Annotated in this window: 21 protein-coding genes; 11 read left to right on the forward strand and 10 right to left on the reverse strand. The window is 55.7% G+C overall.

Going from position 1 to position 25,448, the window contains the following annotated elements:
• The first annotated feature begins 15 nt into the window (after positions 1-15).
• Positions 16-837 carry a serine O-acetyltransferase gene (cysE, locus tag APU11_RS00865; RefSeq protein WP_013094922.1) on the forward strand — a complete coding sequence of 274 codons (822 nt, stop codon included), beginning with the start codon at positions 16-18 and terminating at the stop codon, positions 835-837.
• Here cysE and trmL read toward each other — a convergent pair.
• The 5 genes from trmL to lldP form a co-directional block, all read right to left on the reverse strand.
• On the reverse strand, positions 834-1,307 hold the full coding sequence (trmL, locus tag APU11_RS00870) for a tRNA (uridine(34)/cytosine(34)/5-carboxymethylaminomethyluridine(34)-2'-O)-methyltransferase TrmL (RefSeq protein ID WP_045294588.1): 474 nt from the start codon (positions 1,305-1,307) through the stop codon (positions 834-836). The genes cysE and trmL overlap by 4 nt on opposite strands.
• Positions 1,308-1,352: 45 nt before the next feature.
• Entirely contained in the window at positions 1,353-2,693 is a 1,341-nt protein-coding gene (locus tag APU11_RS00875) for an aromatic acid/H+ symport family MFS transporter (protein ID WP_058650593.1), read from the reverse strand.
• A 181-nt stretch (positions 2,694-2,874) separates the two neighbouring features.
• Positions 2,875-4,062, reverse strand: coding sequence for an FMN-dependent L-lactate dehydrogenase LldD (lldD, locus tag APU11_RS00880; RefSeq protein ID WP_013094925.1), 1,188 nt, complete (start codon positions 4,060-4,062; stop codon positions 2,875-2,877).
• Positions 4,059-4,832 carry a transcriptional regulator LldR gene (gene lldR, locus APU11_RS00885; RefSeq protein WP_020686511.1) on the reverse strand — a complete coding sequence of 258 codons (774 nt, stop codon included), beginning with the start codon at positions 4,830-4,832 and terminating at the stop codon, positions 4,059-4,061. The genes lldD and lldR overlap by 4 nt, the downstream gene beginning before the upstream one ends.
• Positions 4,829-6,484: an L-lactate permease gene (gene lldP, locus APU11_RS00890; RefSeq protein WP_023621174.1), complete on the reverse strand. Its 1,656-nt coding sequence runs from the start codon at positions 6,482-6,484 to the stop codon at positions 4,829-4,831. Before lldP ends, lldR begins: the two co-directional genes overlap by 4 nt.
• A 1,098-nt stretch (positions 6,485-7,582) precedes the next feature.
• Between lldP and APU11_RS00895 the strand changes: the two genes are divergently transcribed.
• From APU11_RS00895 to APU11_RS00910, 4 genes are read left to right on the forward strand one after another with little or no spacing between them, the layout of a single operon-like run.
• Complete coding sequence (locus APU11_RS00895; RefSeq protein WP_239691322.1) at positions 7,583-8,149, forward strand: fimbrial protein; 567 nt, start codon at positions 7,583-7,585, stop codon at positions 8,147-8,149.
• A 31-nt stretch (positions 8,150-8,180) separates the two neighbouring features.
• Positions 8,181-8,852, forward strand: coding sequence for a molecular chaperone (locus APU11_RS00900; RefSeq protein WP_038982547.1), 672 nt, complete (start codon positions 8,181-8,183; stop codon positions 8,850-8,852).
• Positions 8,853-8,855: 3 nt separating this feature from the next.
• Positions 8,856-11,336: a fimbria/pilus outer membrane usher protein gene (locus APU11_RS00905; RefSeq protein ID WP_058650595.1), complete on the forward strand. Its 2,481-nt coding sequence runs from the start codon at positions 8,856-8,858 to the stop codon at positions 11,334-11,336.
• 9 nt (positions 11,337-11,345) lie between these two features.
• The gene (locus APU11_RS00910) at positions 11,346-12,440 is read left to right on the forward strand and encodes a fimbrial protein (protein WP_038418375.1); all 1,095 of its coding nucleotides are present in this window, start codon (positions 11,346-11,348) and stop codon (positions 12,438-12,440) included.
• A 33-nt stretch (positions 12,441-12,473) separates the two neighbouring features.
• Here APU11_RS00910 and APU11_RS00915 read toward each other — a convergent pair whose 3' ends face one another.
• The 4 genes from APU11_RS00915 to APU11_RS00930 all read right to left on the reverse strand — a co-directional run bounded on the left by APU11_RS00915 (position 12,474) and on the right by APU11_RS00930 (position 16,640).
• On the reverse strand, positions 12,474-12,836 hold the full coding sequence (locus tag APU11_RS00915) for a YibL family ribosome-associated protein (protein WP_023621173.1): 363 nt from the start codon (positions 12,834-12,836) through the stop codon (positions 12,474-12,476).
• Between the two features lie 58 nt (positions 12,837-12,894).
• Complete coding sequence (mtlR, locus tag APU11_RS00920; protein ID WP_013094931.1) at positions 12,895-13,485, reverse strand: mannitol operon repressor MtlR; 591 nt, start codon at positions 13,483-13,485, stop codon at positions 12,895-12,897.
• Positions 13,482-14,630, reverse strand: a complete 1,149-nt coding sequence (gene mtlD / locus APU11_RS00925; protein WP_013094932.1) for a mannitol-1-phosphate 5-dehydrogenase — start codon at positions 14,628-14,630, stop codon at positions 13,482-13,484. Before mtlD ends, mtlR begins: the two co-directional genes overlap by 4 nt.
• A 102-nt stretch (positions 14,631-14,732) precedes the next feature.
• Positions 14,733-16,640: a PTS mannitol transporter subunit IICBA gene (locus APU11_RS00930; RefSeq protein ID WP_020686515.1), complete on the reverse strand. Its 1,908-nt coding sequence runs from the start codon at positions 16,638-16,640 to the stop codon at positions 14,733-14,735.
• A 659-nt stretch (positions 16,641-17,299) separates the two neighbouring features.
• Here APU11_RS00930 and APU11_RS00935 point away from each other — a divergent pair.
• The 6 genes from APU11_RS00935 (at position 17,300) to APU11_RS00960 (ending at position 24,451) form a co-directional block, all read left to right on the forward strand.
• Positions 17,300-17,656, forward strand: a complete 357-nt coding sequence (locus tag APU11_RS00935) for a DUF3302 domain-containing protein (protein ID WP_058650596.1) — start codon at positions 17,300-17,302, stop codon at positions 17,654-17,656.
• Positions 17,657-17,658: 2 nt separating this feature from the next.
• The gene (locus tag APU11_RS00940; RefSeq protein ID WP_013094936.1) at positions 17,659-18,795 is read left to right on the forward strand and encodes an HlyD family secretion protein; all 1,137 of its coding nucleotides are present in this window, start codon (positions 17,659-17,661) and stop codon (positions 18,793-18,795) included.
• Between the two features lie 89 nt (positions 18,796-18,884).
• Positions 18,885-19,493, forward strand: coding sequence for a glutathione S-transferase (locus APU11_RS00945; protein ID WP_013094937.1), 609 nt, complete (start codon positions 18,885-18,887; stop codon positions 19,491-19,493).
• 103 nt (positions 19,494-19,596) lie between these two features.
• Positions 19,597-20,982, forward strand: coding sequence for an L-seryl-tRNA(Sec) selenium transferase (selA, locus tag APU11_RS00950; protein ID WP_058650597.1), 1,386 nt, complete (start codon positions 19,597-19,599; stop codon positions 20,980-20,982).
• The gene (gene selB, locus APU11_RS00955; protein ID WP_058650598.1) at positions 20,979-22,826 is read left to right on the forward strand and encodes a selenocysteine-specific translation elongation factor; all 1,848 of its coding nucleotides are present in this window, start codon (positions 20,979-20,981) and stop codon (positions 22,824-22,826) included. The genes selA and selB overlap by 4 nt, the downstream gene beginning before the upstream one ends.
• An 86-nt stretch (positions 22,827-22,912) precedes the next feature.
• Positions 22,913-24,451: an aldehyde dehydrogenase family protein gene (locus APU11_RS00960; protein WP_058650599.1), complete on the forward strand. Its 1,539-nt coding sequence runs from the start codon at positions 22,913-22,915 to the stop codon at positions 24,449-24,451.
• On the opposite strand, the gene APU11_RS00965 is transcribed toward APU11_RS00960, so the two are convergent.
• Positions 24,448-25,413 carry a LysR family transcriptional regulator gene (locus APU11_RS00965; protein ID WP_060578300.1) on the reverse strand — a complete coding sequence of 322 codons (966 nt, stop codon included), beginning with the start codon at positions 25,411-25,413 and terminating at the stop codon, positions 24,448-24,450. The genes APU11_RS00960 and APU11_RS00965 overlap by 4 nt on opposite strands.
• Positions 25,414-25,448 lie beyond the last annotated feature (35 nt).

Below are 25,448 nucleotides of genomic sequence, written 5' to 3' on the forward strand. Positions count from 1 at the left end.
CGTCTGGAGTAAGCAATGCCGTGTGAAGAACTGGATATCGTCTGGAATAATATTAAAGCCGAAGCCCGGGCGTTGGCCGACTGTGAGCCGATGCTGGCCAGTTTCTACCATGCAACGTTACTCAAACACGAAAACCTCGGTAGTGCCCTGAGCTATATGCTCGCCAACAAGCTGGCGTCTTCAATCATGCCCGCCATCGCCATTCGTGAAGTGGTGGAAGAGGCCTACGCCGCAGACCCGGAAATGATCGCCTCTGCCGCCTGTGATATTCAGGCCGTGCGCACGCGTGATCCGGCGGTCGATAAATATTCTACGCCGCTGCTGTACCTTAAGGGTTTCCATGCCTTACAGGCGTACCGCATCGGCCACTGGTTATGGAAGGAAGGCCGCCGCGCGCTGGCAATTTTCCTGCAAAACCAGGTTTCTGTGACCTTCCAGGTTGATATTCACCCGGCGGCCAAAATTGGCCGGGGGATCATGCTTGACCATGCCACCGGGATTGTTGTCGGTGAGACGGCGGTCATTGAAGATGACGTGTCGATCCTGCAGTCGGTTACCCTGGGCGGTACCGGCAAAACCAGCGGCGATCGCCATCCGAAAATTCGTGAAGGGGTGATGATTGGCGCGGGTGCCAAAATCCTCGGCAATATCGAAGTGGGCCGCGGCGCGAAAATCGGCGCGGGCTCTGTGGTGCTGCAGCCCGTGCCGCCGCACACAACCGCCGCTGGCGTACCGGCGCGCATCGTCGGTAAGCCAGACAGTGATAAACCATCGATGGACATGGATCAGCACTTCAACGGCATTCACCATACGTTTGAGTATGGTGACGGCATTTAACTTCTGAGAATGGCGCCCGGATACCCCATCTGGCGCCAGGCTTCATACACCACCACGGACACCGCGTTCGACAGGTTCATGCTACGGCTGTCCGGCATCATCGGAATACGGATTTTCTGCTCAGCGGGCAGGGCGTCCAGAATCGTGGCCGGCAGGCCGCGGGTTTCCGGACCAAACATCAGATAGTCGCCTGCCTGGTAGCTCACGGCGCTGTGCGCGGGCGTGCCTTTGGTCGTCAGGGCAAACATGCGCTCTGGCTTTTCGCTTTCCAGAAACGCGGCGTAATCATGATGGCGAACCACCGCGGTAAATTCATGATAATCCAGCCCCGCACGACGCAGGCGTTTATCATCCCACGTAAAGCCCATCGGCTCGATAATATGCAGGCGAAATCCGGTGTTGGCGCACAGGCGGATAATGTTGCCGGTATTAGGCGGAATTTCTGGTTCGAATAAAACGATGTTAAGCATGCTGCCCCCTTAATTGCGGGGGCAGCATAGCAGAAATGACGGGCACTACGCGACGCCGGGTTCCTGTGGGCGGCAGCGCAGCATTTTATAGACGGTGGCACCTGCAGCCACCAGCGCGGGCAGGCTGAGGATCATCAAAATACTGTCTGCCTGCCACTGCATGGAGAGAAGCTGCGCGCTGGTCATGGTACCCGCCACGCCACCAAAACGGCCAATTCCCTGCATCCACGCGATACCCGTCGCGCGGCATTCGGTTGGGTAGAAGGTGGCGGCCAGGGTTTGCATCCCTGATTGCGCGCCGTTCATGGCGATCCCCATCAGGAAAATCAATCCGCCAAACAGGGCGATGTGATTATGCTCCATGCCGAGCAGCAGGATGAGCGCCATGGTCAGCATAAACCCACCTGCCACCACCCTGTGCGCCTCCCAGCGGTCCATCATCCACCCGGCGAGAAGAATGCCTGCGGTACCGCCGAAGGTGAACAGCGAGGTAAGCCAGGCAGATTCCGCCAGCGGATAACCCATCCCCAGCATCAACGTCGGCATCCAGCTCAGCAGGACGTAATAAATCACCAGCCCCATAAAGTAGGTCACCCACAGCATCAGGGTGCCGGGCAGCCAGGGCATAGAAAACAGCTGTGCCACGCTCCCTTTCTTAGACGCGACCCGCTCCTCCGCCAGGAAAAAGCCGGTCACGCCATCCAGCGTGCCGCGGGCGAAGCGGCTGGCGATACGGCGGATCTGCATCACGTCTCTTCCACGCTGAACCAGAAACTTCACCGACTCCGGCAAAAATAGCGCCAGCAGCAGCGTCAGGATCAGCGGGGCAATTGCGCCGGTCAGCAGTACGCTTCGCCAGCCGTGGTGAGGAATCAGCCAGGAGGAGATTGCCCCACCCCCCGCCGCGCCCAGAGGAAAACCGCAGTACATGGTATTGATCGCCATGGCGCGACAGCGCTTAGGGGCAAACTCTGAGAGCAGCGTGATGGCGTTAGGCATTGCCGCACCCAAACCCAGGCCGGTGAGAAATCGCCACAGCGTCAGGGTGTTCAGGGTTTGCGCCCAGGCGGCGCCCAGGCTTGCAAGACCAAAGAATAAACACGAAAAGACCAGCACGCGCTTGCGGCCCATCCGGTCCGATACCGGACCTGCGATCAGCGCACCCAGCGACAGTCCCAGCAGCGCGGCACTCAGTACCGGCCCCAGATCCTGTTTGTGGATCCCCCATTCTGCCGAGAGTGTCGGGGCAATGTAGCCCATTGCCGCTGTATCGAAACCATCGATTGCCAGCACCAGAAAGCCCAGCACAATGAGTAGCCAGTGAAACCATGAAAAGGAACTGTCGTCGATTACCTGCTGAATATCCACCTTACCTGAATAGGCCATACGCTCCTCTCTGATGTGATGTTGTTTTTGTGTTCTTGTATTTGCTTGTCTATACAATTGCGTGTGGCGGGGGATGTCAAATATTCTTATCTAATATGTTATCTAGATGTTATTTGTGGCACAAAAACGCGCCCGATGGAGGAGATCGGACGCGTGAGTAAGGCAGGTTAAGGGGAGGGGATCAGGCCGCATCTCCGTGGGTAAGCGGTGCCAGTGCCGCAGGGATCTTACTCAGCTCCTGCACCAGAGAATCCTTGCTGATCTCGCCGATTGTTTTCGCCCCGGTGAGAGTCATTGCAACCTTCATCTCTTTCTCAATCAGGTTAAGCAGGTTTGCTACCCCTGCCTGGCCGCTGGTGGCCAGCGCGTAAAGGTAAGCGCGTCCCAGCAGTACGCTGTCGGCACCCAGCGCAATCATACGCACCACATCCAGCCCGTTACGAATACCGCTGTCGGCGAGGATAGCGATGTCGCCTTTAACCGCATCCGCAATTGCCGGAAGGGCGCGTGCGGATGAGAGCACGCCATCGAGCTGACGTCCGCCGTGGTTCGAGACCACTATCCCGTCTGCGCCAAAACGCACCGCGTCGCGGGCGTCGTCCGGGTCGAGGATCCCTTTGATCACCATTGGGCCGTCCCAGAATTCGCGGATCCACTCCAGGTCTTTCCAGGAGATGGACGGATCGAAATTGTTCGCCAGCCAGCCGATATAATCTTCCAGCCCGGTAGGCTTACCGAGATAAGCCGAGATGTTACCCAGATCGTGTGGACGGCCATTCAGGCCCACGTCCCACGCCCACTGCGGATGTGTTACCGCCTGCCAGTAACGACGCATAGCAGCGTTCGGGCCGCTCATGCCGGAGTGGGCATCACGGTAGCGCGCGCCGGGGGTAGGCATATCAACGGTAAAGACCAGCGTGGAACAGCCCGCCGCTTTGGCGCGCTCCAGCGCGTTACGCATAAAGCCGCGATCGCGCAGGACGTATAGCTGGAACCACATCGGGCGCTTGATGGTCGGGGCGACCTCTTCAATCGGGCAGACAGACACGGTGGAGAGGGTAAACGGGATGCCTTTGGCATCCGCCGCGGCTGCGGCCTGCACTTCACCGCGACGGGCGTACATGCCACACAGCCCGACCGGGGCAAGCGCTACTGGCATGGAGAGCGTTTCGTTAAACAGTTTCGTCTCAAGGCTCAGATCCGACATATTCTTCAGCACGCGCTGACGCAGAGCCACCTCCGACAGATCTTCCACGTTACGGCGCAGGGTATATTCGGCATAGGCCCCGCCGTCGATATAGTGGAACAGGAACGGCGGCAAAATACGCTGCGCCGCGGCGCGGTAGTCACTGGCTGCTGAAATAATCATGCTTTGTTCTCCCTGGATATATCACTGTCGCCAGGCAGACGGGTAATACGCGCCTGTCGGGCCTGATCTTCATCAAATCGTTTAATGGTGGTGTGGACGAAGCCCAGATGCGCCATCATCGCCTTGCGTGCGGCCTCGGCATCACCGGCCAGAATGGCGTTGAGCACCGCCTCGTGCTGTTCGGTCAGTTGAGCAAAGACCGGCGGGACCAGATACATGCGCTGGCGGCTCTGCTTCACGGAGGATTGCAGCAGGTCGAAAAAACCGCGCATGGTCTGGAGCAGCACCACGTTGTGCGACGCCTCGGCAATCGCCAGGTGAAAGCGGACATCCGCCTGCGAAGCGATATCCGGGTCGCTGCTTTGCGTGGCGTCGAAGCAGGCCCTGAGCTTCTCTTTGTCGGCTTCGGTTGCCCGCATGGCCGCATGCCAGGCGGTACTGGTTTCGATGGCGTGACGGGCTTCGAGGATGTCGAAGCTGTAGTCCGGGTCATTCTCCATCAGGGTTTTGAGCGGCTGGACGATGTTTTGCTCGGACCAGTCGTCATGTTGCCAGCGCACAAAGGTGCCGCCGCCGCGACGGCTTACCAGTACTCCTTCGCTGACCAGCGTCGCCAGCGCTTCACGCAGGGAATTGCGCGACACGCCAAGCTGGGCGGCGAGTTGACGTTCAGCGGGCAATTTCATGCCCGCTTCCAGCTGTTGTTCTTCAATCAGCGCCCGCACGCGAGAGGCAATCTCGTCGGACAGGCGTCTGGGCATGACTATCATGGGATCATCCAGGTTAAGACATAGGCCTGCAGGGTGGTGATCACCCCAACCATGCAGGTGAATATCAGGCTGTGTTTCACGGTAAAACGGAACAGGTCGGACTCTTTACCCACCAGCCCTACCGCCGCACAGGCAATGGCGATGGACTGCGGAGAGATCATCTTCCCGGTCACGCCGCCGGTGGTATTCGCGGCCACCAGCAGCACGTCAGAGACGCCAATCTGCTGAGCCGCCGTCGCCTGCAGGGCGGCGAACAGGGCGTTAGACGAGGTATCTGAACCGGTCAGGAACACCCCCAGCCAGCCGAGGAACGGCGAGAAGAAGGTGAAGGCGTGGCCGGTATGGGCCAGCGCCAGTGCCAGCGTTGATGACAGGCCGGAGTAGTTCGAGATAAACGCGAACGCCAGCACCATGCCGATGGAGTAGATCGGCAGCATCAATTCTTTAATGGTCGCCGCAAAGGTCTGTACCGCGGCGGCCGGCTTCATGCGCAGCCACACCACAGAAAGGAGTGCGGCAAACAGGATGGCCGTGCCGGTGGCGGAGAACCAGTCAAACTTAAATACTGCCGCGTACGGCGTGGCGTCGTGCACCACTGGCGGCATACGGGCGACCATCTTGTCGAGGAACGGCACGGAGATGTTAATCACCATGTCGTACAGCGCACCGCCCGGGGCAAACAGGGCCTTAAACGGCGGGATGCTCCACAGCGTTACGGTGGCGGTCAGAAACAGGAACGGTGACCAGGCGCGAACGATCTGCCCGGCGGTATAGCCCGTGCGGGCGAGCGTCTGATCCACGTGCGACGCGCCCATATCGGCAAAGCGGAAGATGCGCACAGGCTGCCAGCGTTTCAGGAACAGCGTCAGACAGACCAGCGACACCAGGGAAGAGATAATGTCCGGCAGCTCCGGGCCAAGGAAGTTCGAGCTGAGATACTGGGCAATCGCGAACGAACCGCCCGCCACCATCACCGCAGGCCAGGTCTCCTTCACGCCGCGCCAGCCGTCCATAATCGCCATGATCCAGAACAGCACGATAATGGTCAGGAACGGCAACTGGCGGCCAACCATCTGACCAATCTCGAAGCTGTCCAGGCCAGTCACCTGGCCTGCGACCAGAATCGGAATACCCATCGCGCCAAACGCCACCGGCGCGGTGTTGACGATCAGGCAAAGACCGGCGGCATAGAGCGGGTTAAAGCCCAGCCCCACCAGCAGCGCGGCGGTGATTGCCACCGGCGCACCAAACCCTGCCGCCCCTTCCAGAAACGCCCCGAAGGAGAAGCCGACAATCAGCATCTGCAGGCGCTGGTCCGGCGTGATGGAGAGAATCGACGAGCGAATGATGTCGAACTGCCCGGTTTTGACTGAGATTTTATAGACAAACACCGCGGCGATGATGATCCACGCAATCGGCCACAGGCCGTAGAAGAAACCGTAGACAACGGATGCCAGCGCGCGATCGATCGGCATTTTGTAGAAGAACAGCGCCACCAGCAGCGCGATGGCGACGGTGTACGTCGCGGCGAGGTAGCCCTTCAGCTTGAGCTTAATCAGCGCAAAGAAGAAGAACAGGATCGGCAGCGATGCGATCAGGCTGGACAGCCAGATATTTCCGGCCGGGTCGTAGTTTTGTTGCCAGAGGCTCATGCAGGTCTCCTGGGGACCAGACAGCCTATGCTGCGGGTGAGTCTCCGCTCATCTCTGCGTCACAGTCTGTGTAAAAGTGGTCCTGCCAATATTGTGTTGTAGGGGTAATGACAATGAATGGTTAATCAACTGTTGCTATTCGGCAATATATTTGTGACGTGAATCATTGAAACTGTGAACGAAGGATAGCTTTAAAACCCATTGGTAGGACCAAATCCACAATGTTCAGGGTTGAGCAGGAACCGGGTCAAAATCGTGTCATTCAGTCAGGCGCGGTGCGTAGCGAAGGGGATAAAGAGAAGCAAGTACCGCAATCATGTTAACTTTAGGAGGGATTTATGTTTTATTCTGGTTTGTGTTGGGTGTCTTGCGTGTTAAGGGTGTGATTTTTTACCTAAAAATAAAAATTTTTTTTAGGTAAAAATGCGGAATATCATGTTTAGCAAAAAATTACATTTAAGGTAAATTTCACATATAGGATTTAACAGCTTATTACAAACGATCATTTGCTGATCAATGATAAAATATCCTTTATAAGTGCACCTGGCCAGTATAAAAACGATGTTTTTCGGACGATGCTAATAATTTCTTCTAATAATATTCTTAAAAAAATTGATCAAACAATGATCAGTTGTGTAAGTAAAATAATTTAGCTTCGGTATTAGGAGGTAGTTAATAATTCTCAGGGCTATGGAAATGCGTTAAATATGTTATCTGGCTGTTAAATATGAAATGTGAAACAGGCCTGCTGAGCGCTTTTAAGTGCGTAGACGTTAAAAGACATTTGATTTACTATTTATTGAGATACAACGTTACAGAAGATGCTAAATTAAATTTTAACTACACACTAATCATTGTTATTTGCGGCCTGGCGGATTTTCCAAAACTGTAGGATATAGCGGAAGGGTTTGCAGAAAATATACGGATTGTCACGCTGGGATGGACCCTGATTTATTCTTTGAGGTCGCGTCACCAATTCTGTTAGTACCCTTTGGGTGACGGTTTTAAAATCCTTATAGAAATTATTGTACCTGGTACAACAAATCAATATCTGTTTAATTTACAGAGGGGAAAGTGTTCCTAATGAAAATCAAAAATGTGGCGCTGGCATTTGCCACGGCGGGGTTTCTGTTATCTTCTAAGGCGGTGCTGGCAAGCAGTAATTCAGGCGTTAATACTAGCCTTAATACAGACGCAGGTACACAGAGCACAGGCGGTACAATCAACTTCACCGGCAAGATTACCCTTATTTCCTGTAACATTACTACGGCATCAAAAACCAAAACGGTAGATCTTGGGGCGTGGGCGAAAAGCTACTTCGATGAACACGTCGAAACAACGCCGCGTGAGTTCAAAATCAACGTCGAAAAATGCCCGGAAACGGTTAAATCTGTGGCGGTGCTGTTTGACGGGAATAAAGATGCGGTTGATGACTCGCTGTTGCAGGTTACGCCAGGCACGGGTATGGCGACGGGCGTCGGGGTGAAGCTTTATAACAGCGATCGCAGCACGGTTATTAAGCCGGGTACGGTTTCAAAAACCACCGCACCAGATGCTCAAGGCAATGCAGAATTAACGTTCTTTGCCGCACTGGACAAAGATGGAACGGAAATCAAAGCGGGTGATGTCAACGCTGTGTCCAATTTCCTGATGGTTTATAACTGATTATTTTTAGCCACCTCCAGAGATAATAGAGATGAAACGTTTGTCGTATATTATGCTCACTGCATTAATGATTAGCTCTGCGTCAGTTTCCGCAGGCGTAGTAATGGGGGGAACACGGATCGTATACCCGCAAAACAGTAAGGAGGTGGCATTTTCTGTATCTAATATGGAAAGTGCAGTTCCCTATCTGATTCAGTCGTGGGTTGAGAATGATGCTGAAGGGAAAAACCGCGCCGCGCCATTTATCGTCACGCCGCCACTATTCAGGCTTGATCCGGATCAGACCAATACGCTTCGTATTCAATATACCGGCGCGCCGCTGCCCGCAGATCGTGAATCCGTATTTTGGCTCGATATTAAGGCCATTGCGCCAAAGCCAAAAGAGAGCAGCAACGAATTACAAATTAACGTTAAATCGAAATTTAAAATTTTCTACCGCCCTGAAAACCTGAAAGGCGATGCTGCAACCGCCTGGCAAAAGGTGAGATTCTCAACGACGCAGAAAGGGCTTGAGGCCACCAACCCGACGCCGTACTACGTCTCTTTTTATCGCCTCAGCGTCTCGGGGCACAACATTGAGCAACCGGGTATGATCGGCCCAGGCGAAACCCGCGAATGGCCTGTGGCAGCCTCCGGCAGCGTTACCTGGTCGGCTATTAATGATTTTGGCGCTATTACCGCGACCCGGTCGCAGCCTCTTTAAACCATGCCTTCTCGCCTGTTTCGTTATGCGCCACTTTCGTTGCTGCTGCTCAGCTTCAGCCGTACAGGATGGGCCGAGGATTATTTTGATCCCGCCGCGCTGGAGCTTTCTTCTGCCGAACAGAAAACGGCGGATCTGCACTATTTCTCCGAAAAGGGCGGGCAGATGCCCGGCACGTGGCTCGTAACGATTGAGGTTAACGGACGCGAGGAACGGCATCAGGAGATTACCTTCGTCAATGAGAAAGGTAGCCTGCAGCCCGTGTTTAGCGTGCCGCTGCTGGAGACGCTCGGGGTGAATGTGGGGGCGATCCCGGCGCTTTCCCGGTTGCAGGAGGGAGAGACCTTCACGCATATCGCCGATTTTATCCCGGCGGCGCGGACCTCCTATGATTTTAACCAGCAGCGCCTGTTTCTCAGCCTGCCGCAGGCGGCGATGACGCACCGCAGCCGTGGCTATGTGCCCCCCTCGCAGTGGGATGACGGTATTCCGGCGGCATTTGTTGATTACAGCCTCACGGGGGGGCAGGCTCATCATCAAAACGGCGACACGACGTCAAGTTATCTCAGCCTGCGTAACGGCGTAAACCTGGGACCGTGGCGGCTGCGTAATACGTCGGCCTGGAGCTACAGCAACGCGGGCGGCAATCGTTTTCAGTCACAAAGCAGCTGGCTGAGCAGGGATATTCGCAGCCTGAACAGCCAACTGCGGATCGGCGATGCCTGGACTGCCGGCGACCTGTTCGATAGCGTGGCGTTTCGCGGGGTTCAGCTCTCATCCAGCGAGAGTATGTTACCCGACAGCCAGCGCGGCTTCGCGCCGACAATTCGCGGCGTCGCGCACAGCTATGCCAGGGTTTCTGTTTCGCAAAATGGCTATGTGATTTATGAAACCTGGGTAGCCGCCGGGCCGTTTGTTATTAACGATCTGTTCCCCGGCGCGCAAAGCGGCGATTTGCAGGTGACCATCACGGAAAGCGACGGCTCGAAACGCGTATTTACCCAGCCTTATTCTGCGGTACCGTTTATGCGGCGCCAGGGCAGCCTGAAATACAGCCTCAACGCCGGACGCTTTCACTCCGGCTCCAGCGATGCCCGGTCGCCGGACTTTGTTGAAGGCGCTTTTTTCTACGGCTTGTTCTCCAGTATGACGGTATACGGCGGCTTTCGTACCGCGAATAACTACCAGGCCGGCGCCATTGGCGTGGGCAGAGGGTTTGGCGCGTTCGGCTCGCTGGGCGTTGACGATACGCTGGCAAAAAGCCGTTTATCTGACGGCAAAAGCGTAATAGGGCAGGCGTGGCGCGTTCAGTATCAGAAGGATTTTAATACCACCGGCACCGCCTTCAATCTGGCGAGCTATCGTTATGCTTCGCGCAACTTTTATGAGTTTAGCGAGCTGAATCAGTCTGACAGCCAGCAGTTACGGCTCAATAACCGCCGTAGCCGCTCGCAAATAACCTTCTCACAGACGCTGGGGCAGTTCGGCAGCCTTAGCGTTTCGGCGTGGATGCAGGATTACTGGCACACCTCCGGGCAGGATAAAACCATACACCTTGGCTGGTACACCAGCTGGCGGGGCATTTCATGGGGAGCGGGGTATGACTATACCGACTCAGCGCGCGAGCAACATCCCGATCGCACCGTGTCGTTTAATATCAATATTCCGCTCGGTAACTGGCTGCCGGACAGCTCGGTCAGTTACTTCATCAATAAAAATAACCGTGGGATGTCCACGCAGCAGGTGTCACTCAACGGCAGCGCGCTGGCGAACCGCAACCTCAACTATAGCGTTCAGCAGAGTAAAGCCAGCGAGGGACAAGCCGACAGCACCAGTCTGGCGCTGCAATATAACGGCGGCTACGGCAACGTAAGCCTCGGTTATGATCGCAGCCGAAACGGCGATAATGCCAGTCTCGGCCTCGCCGGGGGCGTTATCGCCACGCAGTATGGCGTCACGCTCAGCCAGCCGCTGGGCGATAGCGTCGCTCTGCTGCGCGTGCCTGGCGCGGCGAACGTTGAGCCGGAGGGCTACAGCGGCATCCATACCGACAGTCGCGGCTACGCGGTTATGCCCGCGCTTTCGGCCTATCGTAAGAATACCGTCAATCTTGATACGGCGACGCTTGGCGAAAACGTCGACGTTGAGCAGAGCGGTCTGACGCTCGTTCCCACCAGCGGCGCGGTGGTGCTTGCTAATTACGCAACGCACATTGGCTATCGCGTGCTGTTCTCCCTGCGATACCACGGCGAGCCATTGCCATTTGGCGCCCAGGCCGAGGTGGTGGAGCAAAAACGTCGTTCAGCCAACCGAAGCATGGTGGCTGACGGCGGTCAGGCTTACCTGAGCGGAGTACCGGAGCGCGGCACGCTGCGCGTAACCTGGTATGAAGACGGAGAGCCGCGTCAGTGCCAGACGCCGTTCAAACTGGGGGCGGCTCATATGGCTCCCGGCATCGCTACGCTGTCTCTTGAGTGCCACTAGAGGAATATTATGCGTCACTTTATTCAATGGGTTTTCTACCTCAGTCTACTTTCTCTTTTTGGCATGCTGAGTTTTCATGCGCACGCTCAGGCCTCGCCCTGCCACACCACGCGCAATCAGTGGGTTGTCCAGGTACCCTACGCCATTGGATATGCTCCTGGCACAGCGGACTGGACGCCGGTTTCCGCGCCGATACAGTCTACCGGGGCGGATTTTTACAGCTGCGATGGCGGAAATGACGCCTGGCGAAGTATCGGATTTGTCGAGATGGATAATCCCGTCGGCACCGTGGTGGGGGAAGACGGTGCGTCGCGGCACGTCTACAAAACCCAGATTGAAGGCATCGGCTACGCGCTCGGGTTCCGCGAGCAGCAGTACTGTGGTGCGGATGCCGTGCGGTATATTGACGGCACCAGCCCGGTGGACGGCAACGAGTCACGCCGTATCTGCGACGCCTCACAGAATCCTGCTTTTGCCAGCGCCTCAACCTATAAGATGCAGTTCTGGGTGGTGTTTTACAAAATACCGACGTCCAGCGCCATGCCTGATGATAACGCCAACTCCCAGGAGCAAAACGTCGGATCGCTGATATTACAGGCGGGAGAAAACAAAGCCAGCGCGACCAGCGTCGCGACACCGGTGCAGATCCGTCTCGCCAGCTTCACGGTCAGGCATACCAGCTGTTCCGTTGGTTCCCGCAGCATTCTGGTACCGATGGGAACCGTAAGCCAGCGTGAATTTCACGGCACAGGCTCCCGCGCCGGTGGCGGACGCTTCAGCATTCCGGTGACCTGTGAAAATAACACGACGGTGAAGATGGGCTTCTTCGGCGATACCACGCCGGGCAACGATCGGGCGCTGGCGTTAACGAAGCAGCAGGACAGCGCCAGCGGCGTCGGGATCGAACTGCTTTATGGCGACAATACCGGTGCGGTTCAGGGGCAGGTGGTGCCGTGGAACACCCCGCAGGTGTCGGCGCTTGGGCAGGTGGGAGATAACCAGACGCAGACCTTCTGGTTTGATGCGCATTATATTCAGACAGAAGAGAACGTGACGGCGGGAAAAGCGGATGCGATGGCCACGTTTAACCTGATTTACAACTGAGTGTTCCCCTGCCGCTGCGGCAGGGGAGACCGATCAGAACGCCGTCTTACAAAAACCCGTCATCTCTTTCAGGCCCATCTCGCGGCCAAGCTCGGTCATCGGGTGGACCACCACCAGACCCCGTACGCTTTTCTTCAGCTTGCCCATATCGGCCTGCTCTTTTTTGGTAATGGCGCGGCGGTGCGGCATATTCATCAGCTTCTGCGCTTCTTTACTCAGCTTCTGGCTTTTCACTTCGCGCAGGCGCTCGATCTCCGCTTCCAGCTTCGCGGTCTCTTTCTCCAGCTCGGCGTACTTCTCGGCGGAGTCTACCAGCGAGAGACCGGCCATCTGATGGCGGATCAGATCCAGGCGGTCGCTCAGGCGTTTAATTTCGTTCTTTTCGACTTCTTTCATGACAAATAACTCTGAAAACGGGGAATTTAGAGGGAAGGATACACCAATGTGAGCAGGCTTACTTCTGAAACGCTTTTTTTAAGCTGATTCGGGAAATCAGCTCAGTCAGGGAAAGAACCATCGTGGAACGGACAACCTGTTGATAACGCAGCTTTTGCATGGCGTACAGTTCCGGGTCGCTGTTATCAAAATGGGGGGCAGGGGGGAGCGCGGTAACGCAATGCAGCTCGCCGAAGGGGCCAAGGATCTCGTCATCGGTAAAGGTGTACTCATTACCGTCATGATTGAGCTCTTCGCGCAGCGCCATCAACAGCTCCGCATCTTCATATTCTTGTCGGTTCAGCACGCCAAGACCATAAATCAACTTCAGACGCACGGATAAATCGCCCAGCGGTCCGTCGCCGTCCAGTAACGGTTCTACAGCATATTTTACCGCGTAGTCGTCTTTGCGAAACACCTGAAGTACCAGGATATTCACCGCCTCGGTTAACAACTCGACGGCGGTAATCAGGAAACTTCGTACGGTTTTGCCAGCATTCAGACGCTCAAGCACACGATTTTCAAAGGCCTGGGTTTGTTCCATTATTGCCTGCATATCTGACAATCTGTAATCAGGGCGCAGGATCACCTGCGCCTCACTGTGCATCATTTGGTTGCGTTATATGCGTTAACCGCCTCCGCAACCACATCGCTGTTGGCGTCCAGACCGGAAATCTGCGCCAGCGCAGCCTGTGCGCCCTGGTCATCAATCAACTGTGCCAGCTCCTGCGCCTGCGGATCCTGCTCGCTGCGGTAGTGCATCGCGGCGGCAATCCCTTTCACCAGGTTGGCGTGCGGCAGGCCGTATTCCAGCGTACCCAGCAGCGGCTTAATCAGGCGATCGCCCGCGCTCAGCTTACGCAATGGCTGGCGGCCCACGCGCTCAACGTCATCTTTCAGATACGGGTTTTCAAAACGACCGAGGATTTTCTGGATATATGCTGCGTGTTTATCAGCATCAAAACCGTAGCGTTTGATCAGCACCGCGCCGCTCTCTTCCATTGCCCCTTTTACCACCGCGCGGATCTTCTCGTCGAGGATCGCATCACGAATAGTCTGATGACCGGCCAATTTTCCGAGGTACGCGGTTATAGCATGACCCGTGTTCAGCGTGAAGAGTTTACGTTCCACAAATGCCATCAGGTTATCCGTTAATTCCATACCTGGAATGGTCGGCAGCGCGCCTTTAAATTGGGTTTTGTCCACGATCCACTCGCTGAAGGTTTCTACCGTCACTTCCAGCGGGTCGTTAGTTGCAGATTCTGACGGCGGAACGATACGGTCAACGGCAGAATCCACGAAGCCAACGTGCGCTTCAACCCAGGCTTTGTCTTCGTCCGCAACGGCGGCCAGAACGTGACCTTTCAACTGCGTGGTGCCACGCACCATATTTTCACAGGCAATGATGTTCAGCGGGGTATCGATGCCCTGCGCTTTACGTTTTGCCAGGCCTTTTGCGACCGCAGGCGCGATGCGCTCAAGTACCACCGGGCCCACCGCGGTGGTCACCAGGTCAACGCTGGCGATGAGGTCGATAACATCGTCGCCAATGCTGCTTACCGCGTTGACGCCAGAGACCGTTTCAACCTGCTCGTTTTCTCCCACCACGTGTACCTGGTAGCTATGACGGGCATTCAGGGCATCCAGAACGACCTGATTCACATCGGCGAATGTCAGCGTAATGCCCGCGTCTGCCAGCAGTTTGCCGATAAAGCCACGACCGATATTACCTGCGCCAAAATGTAATGCTTTCATAGTGTTAACCTTTATCAATGTTTTTACCCGAGAGGGCTGGGGTGAGGAACGTATACCCCTCACCCTAGCCCTCTCCCCAAAAGGGAGAGGGAAGATACGCTGTTATTTGTTGAGGAGTGCCAGCACTTCTTCAACGCTTTCAGTCTGTGCCAGACGCTCGATGACGGACTCATCATCCAGCGCGTTGGTCAGGCTGGTAATCACCTGGATGTGCTCGTTATTGCGAGCGGCGATACCAATCACCAGACGGGCAATGTCGTCTTCTTCTTCACCGAAGCGCACGCCATCAGGATACTGGCAGAACACCACGCCGGTTTTGAGCACGCGGTCTTTCGCTTCCACCGTACCGTGCGGTACCGCGATGGATTCGCCCAGGTAGGTTGGCGTCAGTTTTTCGCGTTCCAGCATCGCGTCGACATATTCAGGCTGAACGTAGCCGCCTTTTACCAGCTGCTCACCGGCAAAGCGAATTGCCTCTTCTTTGGTGGCTGCGGTACGACCGAGGAAGATGTTCTCCGCGCCCAGCTTAAACAGGTGAGCATTGCTCTCGTCAAAGCTGTCCTGCAGGCTGGTCCGCACTTTCACTTCGTTGTCTTCGTGACGCTGTGCGGCCACCAGACGTTCAGTCAGGCTGGTGTACAGGCCGCTGTCGAGGAAGTTGGTCAGCGAAATATGCTGTGCCTGCGGTACCTGGCGCATGGCACGTTCGGTCAGGTCACGGTGCGTAATCACCAGGTCAACATCCGGTGGCAGGCTGTTAATGGCGCTGTTGGTCACTGAGATATTGGTCAGGCCTGCATCCTGCACTTTCTTACGCAGCACGCCGGCACCCATTGCGCTGGAACCCATACCGGCATCACAGGCAACGATGATTTTACGCACGTGGCTCAGGTCGTTAGAAACATCACCCGCTGACAGCGGCGTTGCGCCTTTGGACTCGGCTTTCATGTCGTGCATACGACGGGTGGCCGCTTCGATATCGTCATCTTCTTTCACTTTGCTGGTTTTCAGCAGGATAGAAGCGACCACGAAGGAGACCGCCATTGCCGCACAGATAGCCGCGATGTTAGCAAAATAGGCACCTTTCGGCGTCATTGCCAGTACCGCCAGGATAGAGCCCGGAGACGCCGGAGAAACCAGACCACCGTTCAGCACGCTCAGGGTGAACACACCGGTCATACCGCCGAGGATAACGGCCAGGATCAGACGTGGGTTCATCAGCACGTACGGGAAGTAAATTTCGTGAATACCGCCCAGGAAGTGAATGATAGCCGCACCGCCAGCAGACTGCTTCGCGCTGCCGCGACCAAAGAACATGTACGCCAGCAGAACGCCCATACCCGGACCCGGGTTCGCTTCAATCAGGAAGAAGATGGACTTGCCGAGGTCATGAGACTGCTGAATACCCAGCGGTGAGAAGATACCGTGGTTGATGGCGTTGTTCAGGAACAGGATTTTCGCCGGTTCAACAAAGATAGACGCCAGCGGCAGCATGTCGTGCGCCACCATGAAGTTAACGCCCGCCGCCAGAATCTTGGACAGGACTTCAACTGCCGGGCCAATGCCGAGGAACGCCAGAATCGCGAGGATCATCCCGATGATGCCCGCAGAGAAGTTGTTCACCAGCATCTCGAAGCCGGATTTGATTTTGCCATCAACCCAAACGTCGAATTTCTTAATCGCCCAGCCACCCAGAGGACCGGCGATCATCGCACCGAGGAACATCGGCATATCCGCACCGACGATAACACCCATGGTTGTGATGGCACCCACTACGCCACCACGGTCACCGCCCACCAGACGACCACCGGTATAACCGATGAGCAGCGGCAGCAGGTAAGTAATCATTGGGCCAACAAGTTTCGCCAGCGTTTCGTTAGGCAACCACCCTGTCGGAATGAATAATGCAGTGATGATACCCCACGCGATAAACGCGCCGATATTTGGCATCACCATATTGCTGAGGAAACGACCAAAGCTTTGAACTTTGATCTTGAAATCGGATGACATAAAACACCCCTTCTTCTGTTTACGCTTAGGCTTGCGGCCCGAGGTTTATTGTTAATGAGGCGGCAGAGGTAGCCGGGCCCTGTTCTGATGCTGTGAAATCTGGCACTGAATCGTTCAACTGTCCAGACGGCGAAAAATTGTGTGATCGTAATCACGTAAATGCAGGGGGTGTGGCGGGAAATGAGGTGATCTGAATCACAAAACCACAGTCTAAAAAAAACACAATGGGGAGAAAATCGGCAAAACACCCCTGTTTTTGTGATATGAATCACATTTAGTTGTCGCGGGTTTGTTTCTGAGTTGTGATTTAATTCACAAAAAATTTTTATGCGGATTTCTCCGGCTGTGATCGGCGGCAAATTCTGCCTGACGAATGAGCGTCACGATGGTTCTGAGCAACACGCAAAGCTAAAAAACCACTTTTCATGTGTGGTATGGCGAAAAGCGAAAACGTGGATTACGCTCATAATGTAAGGTTAAGTATATTATTATTCAGGATATATTTTGACACGTTTATAAACTTGCATGGAGATATTATAAAAACCGATACTCCCCGGCTCTGAAATAACCAGTCTACCTTTTATGTTTAAAAATAAATTAATTAGGTTGCGTACTGTTTTATTAATTTAATGAGTTGACGTTTTTTAAGTGAGGAGAATATGTTTCTCAACTATTTTGCGCTGGGCGTATTGATTTTTGTTTTTCTGGTTCTGTTTTACGGAATCATCGCCATTCATGACATCCCCTATAACATGGCCAAAAAGCGTAATCATCCCCATGCCGATGCAATCCACACGGCGGGCTGGATTAGCCTGTTTACGCTCCATGCCATCTGGCCGTTCCTGTGGATCTGGGCCACGCTGTACCGGGAAGATCGCGGTTGGGGCATGCAAAACCACATCACCAAAGCTGATGAGGTGCCGGGTATGGATGCGCTGGCCAAACGCGTGGCCGAATTAGAACAAAAGCTGGCAGCGGTACAGCCCACTGCTGATACGAAAACGCTGGAGCGCTAATTATGGATCTGTTGATTATTTTGACCTACGTGGCGTTTGCCTGGGCGATTTTTAAAATATTCCGTATTCCGGTCAACCAGTGGACGCTCGCCACCGCTACATTAGGTGGGGTGTTTATTGTGGCGGGCCTTATTTTATTAATGAACTATAACCACCCGTATACGTTTACGGCGCAAAAAGCGGTTATTTCCATTCCGATTACGCCGCAGGTGACCGGCGTGGTCAGCGAAGTCACTGATAAAAATAACCAGCTTATTAAAAAAGGCGAAGTGTTATTTAAACTTGACCCGGGCCGCTATCAGGCACGGGTCGACAGACTGCAGGCCGACCTGGTGACCGCGACGCACAATATCGACGTGCTCAAAGCGCAGTTGTCGGAAGCAGTAGCCAACACCACGCGCGTGTCCGCCGAGCGGGACCGTCTGTATAAAGATTACCAGCGCTATCTCAAAGGCAGCCAGGCGAAGGTAAACCCGTTCTCTGAGAGCGATATCGACAACGCGCGGCAGAACTATCTGGCTCAGGACGCGCTGGTAAAAGGCTCAGTGGCGGAACAAACGCAGATCAAAAGCCAGTTAGACAGCATGGTGAACGGCGAACAGTCGCAGATTGCCTCTTTACGCGCCCAGCTGGCCGAAGCCAAATACAACCTGGATCAGACCGTGGTACGTGCGCCGAGCAATGGCTACATCACCCAGGTGCTGATTCGCCCGGGAACGTATGCCGCCGCGCTGCCGCTGCGCCCGGTCATGGTCTTTATTCCTGAACAGAAACGCCAGATTGTGGCCCAGTTCCGTCAGAACTCGCTGCTGCGTCTGAAGCCGGGCGATGAAGCGGAAGTGGTGTTTAACGCCCTGCCGGGGCAGGTCTTCTCCGGCAAGCTCACCAGCATTCTGCCGGTGGTGCCAGGGGGCTCATATCAGGCGCAGGGGGCACTGCAATCGCTAACAGTAACACCGGGAACGGATGGCGTGCAGGCGCTGATAGAACTGGAGCCTAACGCCGACGTTGATGCGTTGCCGGACGGTATTTACGCGCAGGTGGCGGTCTATTCCGACCATTTCGCGCACGTCTCGGTGATGCGTAAAGTCCTGCTGCGCATGACCAGCTGGATGCACTATCTCTATCTTGATCATTAATCCTCGCCGGGCAGGAATGCGACATGCATACCTGCCCTTTTTTCAGCGCTTGATCCATACTGACTTTTTCTGGCATCAAGGATCAGGCAATGAAACTCATCGGCAGCTACACCAGTCCCTTCGTGCGAAAGATCTCGATTCTCCTGCTGGAGAAAGGGATTGAATTTGAATTCGTTAATGAACAGCCCTACAACGCCGAAAACGGCGTTGCGCAGTACAACCCGCTGGGGAAAGTCCCGGCGCTGGTAACGGACGAGGGCGAATACTGGTTTGATTCCCCGATTATCGCTGAGTACATCGAGCTGCTCGGCGTTGCGCCAGCCATGTTACCGGCAGATCCGAAGGCGGCCCTGGCAGTGAAGCAAATTGAAGCGCTGGCCGATGGCATCATGGATGCGGCGTTAACTTCCGTGCGCGAGCAGGCAAGGCCCGTTGCTCAGCAGTCGGAAACGGAGCTGCTGCGCCAGCGTGAGAAAATCAGCCGCAGCCTGGACAGGTGCGAGCAGCTCATACAGGAGGGCAAAATAGCAACGGATAGCCTGAATCTGGCGACGATCGCTATCGCCTGCGCCATTGGTTATCTCAACTTTCGTCGCGTCTCCCCTGGCTGGTGCGTCGACCGTCCGCTACTGGTGAAGCTCGCCGAAACGCTCTTCCAGCGCGAGAGCTTCGCCCGTACCGAACCGCCAAAGGCTTGACGCGGGTTATAACACTTCGCGTCAGGAGGCGGTACAATCCCTCCACATGTTAACTCCCTCTCCCGTCGGGAGGGGGGATGATATTTACTCGCCAGGCGCTTTCATGACTACTCATCACTCCCTGTACAGCCAGATCCCCGCTACCGACCGACTCCTTCGTGAACCCCTTATTCGTTCCGCTGTCGAGCGGTTCGGCCATACCGCGACGGTTGAGATGTTACGTCTGCTTCAGGACGAGGCCCGGCGCCATATTCAGGCAGAAAATGCCTTGCCCGGCTGGTGCGTGGCGTGGGAGCAGGAGCTGGAACAGAGGCTGGTTGATAAAGGGCAAAGCGCGTTGCGCCCGGTGATTAACCTGACGGGGACTGTCCTGCATACCAATCTCGGGCGTGCGCAACAGGCGGAAGAGGCGGTAGATGCCGTAACGCAGGCCATGCGTTCGCCTGTCACGCTGGAGTACGATCTCGACGGAGCAGGACGCGGGCATCGTGATCGGGCCCTGGCGGATCTTCTTTGTCAGTTCACCGGTGCTGAAGATGCCTGCATTGTGAATAACAACGCGGCGGCGGTCCTGTTGATGCTGGCAGCGACCGCCAGCGGCAAAGAGGTGGTCGTCTCGCGCGGCGAACTGGTGGAGATTGGCGGCGCGTTTCGCATCCCGGACGTGATGCGCCAGGCGGGCTGTACCCTGCATGAGGTGGGTACCACTAACCGGACCCATGCGAAAGATTACCGTGCGGCGGTGAATGAAAACACCGCCCTGCTGATGAAGGTCCACACCAGTAATTATCATATCGAAGGGTTCACTAAAGCCGTTGAAGAGGCCGAGCTGGCGGCGATAGGCCAGGAGCTGAATGTGCCGGTCGTTGCCGATCTCGGCAGCGGCTCGCTGGTGGATCTGAGCCAGTATGGTCTGCCGAAAGAGCCGATGGTGCAGGAGATGATTGCGGCGGGCGTTAGCCTGGTCAGTTTTTCCGGTGATAAGCTGCTGGGCGGGCCGCAGGCCGGGATCATCGTCGGTAAGCGTGAATTGATTGCGAAACTGCAGCAGCATCCGCTGAAGCGCGCCCTGCGTGCCGATAAAATGACGCTTGCCGCGCTGAACGCGACGCTGCGGCTCTATCTCCACCCGGAGAAACTGGCGGAACGCCTGCCAACGCTGCGTCTGTTAACGCGTGATGCCGCCTCGATTCGCGCGCAGGCCGAGTTACTGTTGCCGAATGTCGCGTCGCATTACGCCGATTTCGACGTGCGCATTGAGTCCTGCCAGTCGCAAATTGGCAGTGGCTCGTTACCGGTGGATCGGCTGCCCAGCGCGGCTCTGACCTTCACCCCGCGCGATGGCCGCGGCAGCAGGCTTGACGCGCTCTCTGCGCGCTGGCGTGCTCTGCCTACGCCGGTTATCGGGCGAATTTACGATGGCCGAATGTGGCTGGATCTACGCTGTCTTGAAGATGAAGAGCGATTTCTGGAGATGCTGTTGAAATGATTATTGCCACCGCCGGTCATGTTGACCACGGAAAAACCACCTTGTTGCAGGCCATCACGGGCGTGAATGCCGATCGCCTGCCGGAAGAGAAAAAGCGCGGTATGACCATCGATCTGGGTTATGCCTACTGGCCGCAGCCCGATGGCCGCGTGCTGGGCTTTATTGACGTCCCCGGACACGAAAAGTTTCTTTCCAACATGCTGGCGGGGGTCGGTGGTATTGACCATGCCCTGCTGGTGGTGGCCTGTGATGACGGCGTTATGGCGCAAACGCGTGAACACCTGGCGATCCTGCAGTTGACGGACAACCCACAGCTAACCGTGGCGCTGACCAAAGCCGATCGTGTGGACGCGATGCGTATTAACGAGGTGCGCGAGGCGGTGCAGGCCACGTTGCGCGAATATGGCTTTACCGATGCTGCGCTGTTTGAAACAGTCGCCACAGAAGGGCGCGGGATCGACGCACTTCGCCACCATTTGCAGCAGCTTTCGTCGCGGGAACATGCCAGCCATCATCGCTTTCGTCTGGCCATCGACAGGGCGTTTACCGTTAAAGGTGCGGGTCTGGTGGTGACCGGTACCGCCCTGAGTGGTGAAGTGAAGGTGGGCGATACCGTATGGCTGACGGGTATTAACAAGCCGATGCGGGTGCGCGGGTTGCATGCACAAAACCAGCCCGTTGATCATGCCCATGCCGGGCAGCGTATCGCCCTCAATATTGCCGGCGATGCGGAGAAAGCGCAGCTAAACCGCGGCGACTGGCTGCTGTCTGAGGCGCCGCCAGAACCGTCTGAGCGGGTGATTGTCTCCCTGCAGACGCATATCCCGCTCAGCCAGTGGCAGCCGCTGCATATCCACCATGCGGCCAGCCATATCACCGGGCGCGTGTCGCTGCTGGAAAACGATCTCGCTGAACTGGTTTTCGATACGCCACTCTGGCTGGCAGATAATGACCGTCTGGTGCTGCGTGATATCTCGGCGCGAGAAACGCTGGCCGGGGCGCGGGTGGTGACGCTCAACCCGCCGCGTCGCGGGAAGCGTAAACCGGAGTATTTGCAGTGGCTGTCGGCACTGGCGCAGGCCAGTAACGATAAGGCTGCGCTGGAGGTGCATCTTGAACGCGGTGCGGTGAACCTGACCGACTTCGCCTGGGCACGACAGCTCAGCAACGAAGGCCTCCTCCCGCTGACCCAGCAGCCGGGATTTATCCAGGCCGGTAATAACCTGCTGAACGCGCCGGTTGCGGCGTGCTGGCAGCGAAAGGTGTTAAACACGCTTGCCACCTACCATGAACAGCATCAGGATGAGCCTGGCCCGGGGCGCGAGCGCCTGCGTCGTATGGCGCTGCCAATGGAAGACGATGCGCTGGTGCTGTTGCTGATAGAAAACATGCGTGAAAGCGGCGTGATCAAAAGCCACCACGGCTGGCTGCATCTGCCGGAACACAAAGCCGGGTTCACCGCAGAGCAAGAGGCAATCTGGCAAAAAGCGGCCCCTCTGTTTGGCGATGAGCCCTGGTGGGTTCGCGATCTCGCCCGTGAAACGAATACCGACGAGCAGGTGATGCGCCAGGTATTGCGCCATGCCGCGCAGCAGGGGCTCATCGTTGCGATCGTGAAAGATCGTTATTACCGCAACGATCGTATCGTCGCGTTTGCCAGTCTGATCCGCGAACTGGATCAGGCGCGAGGCTCCACCTGTGCGGCTGATTTCCGCGATCGTCTGAACGTGGGGCGAAAGCTTGCCATTCAGATCCTGGAATATTTCAACCGCATCGGTTTTACCCGCCGTCGCGGTAACGACCATTTATTACGGGATTCGTTGCTCTTTCCAGAAACAGCGTGACCCCTGTCGTAAACACCACTTCCGGCTGGCGATAAAATCACCAGCCGGTACTACCCTTGTTGTACACCAACAGCAAGGAGACGGTCATGACAAACAATCCTCCCTCTTCACGCATTCAGCCAAGCGAGTACGGTTTCCCTCTCAAGCTAAAACCCCGTTATGACAACTTTATTGGCGGCGACTGGGTGGCACCCGTCGACGGCGAATACTATTCCAACCTGACCCCCGTCACCGGCCAGCCGCTGTGTGAGATAGCCAGCTCAGGCAAGCGCGATATCGATCTGGCGCTGGATGCGGCGCATAAAGCCAAAGATAAATGGGGACAGACTTCCGTGCAGGACAGGGCGGCGATCCTGTTCAAAATTGCCGACCGGATGGAGCAAAATCTTGAGCTGCTGGCGACGGCAGAAACCTGGGATAACGGCAAGCCGATCCGTGAAACGATGGCGGCCGATGTGCCGCTGGCGATTGACCACTTCCGCTATTTTGCCTCCTGTATTCGTGCTCAGGAGGGAGGAATCAGTGAAGTCGATAGCGACACCGTGGCGTATCACTTCCACGAGCCGCTGGGCGTGGTGGGGCAGATTATCCCGTGGAACTTCCCGCTGCTGATGGCGAGCTGGAAAATGGCGCCCGCGCTGGCGGCCGGGAACTGCATTGTCCTGAAACCGGCCCGCTTAACGCCGCTTTCAGTACTGCTGCTGATGGACATTATCGGTGACCTGCTGCCCCCGGGTGTGATTAACGTGGTCAACGGGGCCGGGGGGGAGATTGGGGAATATCTGGCGACCTCAAAACGCATCGCCAAAGTGGCGTTTACCGGCTCGACGGAAGTGGGTCAGCAGATCATGCAGTACGCCACCCAGAACATCATTCCGGTGACGCTGGAGCTGGGCGGAAAATCCCCAAACATCTTCTTCGAGGACGTAATGGCGGAAGAGGACACCTTCTTCGATAAAGCGCTGGAAGGGTTTGCGCTGTTTGCCTTTAACCAGGGCGAAGTCTGCACCTGCCCAAGCCGCGCGCTGGTGCAGGAGTCCATCTATGAGCGCTTTATGGAACGGGCCATTCGCCGCGTGGAGTCGATCCGCAGCGGTAACCCGCTAGATAACGTGACGCAGATGGGCGCGCAGGTGTCGCATGGACAGCTGGAAACCATCCTTAATTACATTGATATCGGCAAAAAAGAAGGGGCGGATGTCCTCACCGGTGGACGCCGTAAAGTGCTCGGTGGCGATCTGCAGGAAGGGTATTACCTTGAGCCGACCATTCTGTCTGGCAAAAACAATATGCGCGTTTTCCAGGAGGAAATTTTTGGACCGGTGCTGGCCGTGACCACCTTCAAAACGATGGAGGAGGCGCTGGAGATTGCCAACGATACGCCGTATGGCCTGGGGGCAGGCGTCTGGAGCCGCAACGGCAATCTGGCGTATAAAATGGGCCGGGGGATCCAGGCCGGACGCGTATGGACCAACTGTTATCACGCCTACCCGGCGCACGCGGCCTTTGGGGGCTATAAGCAGTCAGGCATCGGGCGTGAAACGCACAAAATGATGCTGGAGCATTATCAGCAGACGAAATGCCTGCTGGTCAGCTACTCCGATAAACCGCTGGGGCTGTTCTAGTCATCCAGCTCAGGCCGTCCGTGGGCGGCCTGAGCTATTTGCTGGCGAAGATTATTCAGGACGCCATCCAGAACATATTGCACGCGCCATGGCTGGTATTCACGCTTGCGGAAGATGGCCGTCAGATCCAGCCACCACTCTTCCTGATGCGGGAAGCAGGGAACCAGTGAACCGTTTTTTAACTCTTTTCTCAGGCTCTCTTTCGGCGCAAAGACGATACCGAGATTATTCCTCGCCAGCTCCAGGGCAGTTTGCGTATTGTCGCAAATATAATTCCCGGTAACCCGGTAATCCTGTACATCATCACTGCCATGAACGCGGAACCGCCAGATGTTAGCATCATCCACCAGCATGGAGTCGATTAGAATACAGGAGTGATGAATTAAATCTTCCGGGCCGTTTAACGGGTGCCGATTTAAATACTCCTCGGTCGCGAAGGCGGTAACGGAATATTGGGTTAATACACTTGCGACCAGACTTTCATCTTTCGGCTGAGCATAGGTAATTAAAATATCGCAGTCATCCGGAAAGGTCACCCCCTCAGAAAATTCATTGCGATCCAGATTGTATGTTTTCAGCGAAATACGAATATCGCCAATATCTTTTATCTGGTGGATCACATGACGAGAGAGATAGGTCACGATGCCTGTCGGGGCGTAAATCGTCACCTTTCCACGCTTTTCATGCTTATAATCGGCAATAAAATTAATAAGCTGACTATTTTTATCCAGCGTGGCGTTCACGTAAGGAAGCAAGGCCTCACCAAACTGCGTTAGCGCAAGCTGACGGGTGGTGCGCTCAAAGACCTTGAGACCGACTCGTGTTTCAAAATCAGAGAGATATTTACTGACGTTGGCCTGTGCCATGCCCAGCAGGGCGGCGGCGTCACCAATGCTGTGGGTAGCGGCGATGACGGAAATTATTTTTAATTCACGGGGTTTTAGTTGTAATTTATTCATCATGCCCACCCATCTATATGATTTTATATATAATATTA

This window comes from Enterobacter sp. 50793107 (assembly GCF_001463365.1).
Lineage (GTDB): Bacteria > Pseudomonadota > Gammaproteobacteria > Enterobacterales > Enterobacteriaceae > Enterobacter > Enterobacter cloacae.

Coding starts and splice junctions, on each gene's coding strand:
- lldD (WP_013094925.1), bottom strand. CDS start 4,062: ATGATTATTTCAGCAGCCAGTGACTACCGCGCCGCGGCGCAGCGTATT.
- cysE (WP_013094922.1), top strand. CDS start 16: ATGCCGTGTGAAGAACTGGATATCGTCTGGAATAATATTAAAGCCGAA.
- APU11_RS00910 (WP_038418375.1), top strand. CDS start 11,346: ATGCGTCACTTTATTCAATGGGTTTTCTACCTCAGTCTACTTTCTCTT.
- APU11_RS00965 (WP_060578300.1), bottom strand. CDS start 25,413: ATGATGAATAAATTACAACTAAAACCCCGTGAATTAAAAATAATTTCC.
- APU11_RS00905 (WP_058650595.1), top strand. CDS start 8,856: ATGCCTTCTCGCCTGTTTCGTTATGCGCCACTTTCGTTGCTGCTGCTC.
- selA (WP_058650597.1), top strand. CDS start 19,597: ATGACTACTCATCACTCCCTGTACAGCCAGATCCCCGCTACCGACCGA.
- APU11_RS00930 (WP_020686515.1), bottom strand. CDS start 16,640: ATGTCATCCGATTTCAAGATCAAAGTTCAAAGCTTTGGTCGTTTCCTC.
- lldR (WP_020686511.1), bottom strand. CDS start 4,832: ATGATAGTCATGCCCAGACGCCTGTCCGACGAGATTGCCTCTCGCGTG.
- APU11_RS00940 (WP_013094936.1), top strand. CDS start 17,659: ATGGATCTGTTGATTATTTTGACCTACGTGGCGTTTGCCTGGGCGATT.
- APU11_RS00935 (WP_058650596.1), top strand. CDS start 17,300: ATGTTTCTCAACTATTTTGCGCTGGGCGTATTGATTTTTGTTTTTCTG.
- APU11_RS00900 (WP_038982547.1), top strand. CDS start 8,181: ATGAAACGTTTGTCGTATATTATGCTCACTGCATTAATGATTAGCTCT.
- selB (WP_058650598.1), top strand. CDS start 20,979: ATGATTATTGCCACCGCCGGTCATGTTGACCACGGAAAAACCACCTTG.
- APU11_RS00960 (WP_058650599.1), top strand. CDS start 22,913: ATGACAAACAATCCTCCCTCTTCACGCATTCAGCCAAGCGAGTACGGT.
- lldP (WP_023621174.1), bottom strand. CDS start 6,484: ATGAGCCTCTGGCAACAAAACTACGACCCGGCCGGAAATATCTGGCTG.
- mtlR (WP_013094931.1), bottom strand. CDS start 13,485: ATGATGCACAGTGAGGCGCAGGTGATCCTGCGCCCTGATTACAGATTG.
- APU11_RS00945 (WP_013094937.1), top strand. CDS start 18,885: ATGAAACTCATCGGCAGCTACACCAGTCCCTTCGTGCGAAAGATCTCG.
- APU11_RS00875 (WP_058650593.1), bottom strand. CDS start 2,693: ATGGCCTATTCAGGTAAGGTGGATATTCAGCAGGTAATCGACGACAGT.
- mtlD (WP_013094932.1), bottom strand. CDS start 14,630: ATGAAAGCATTACATTTTGGCGCAGGTAATATCGGTCGTGGCTTTATC.
- APU11_RS00915 (WP_023621173.1), bottom strand. CDS start 12,836: ATGAAAGAAGTCGAAAAGAACGAAATTAAACGCCTGAGCGACCGCCTG.
- trmL (WP_045294588.1), bottom strand. CDS start 1,307: ATGCTTAACATCGTTTTATTCGAACCAGAAATTCCGCCTAATACCGGC.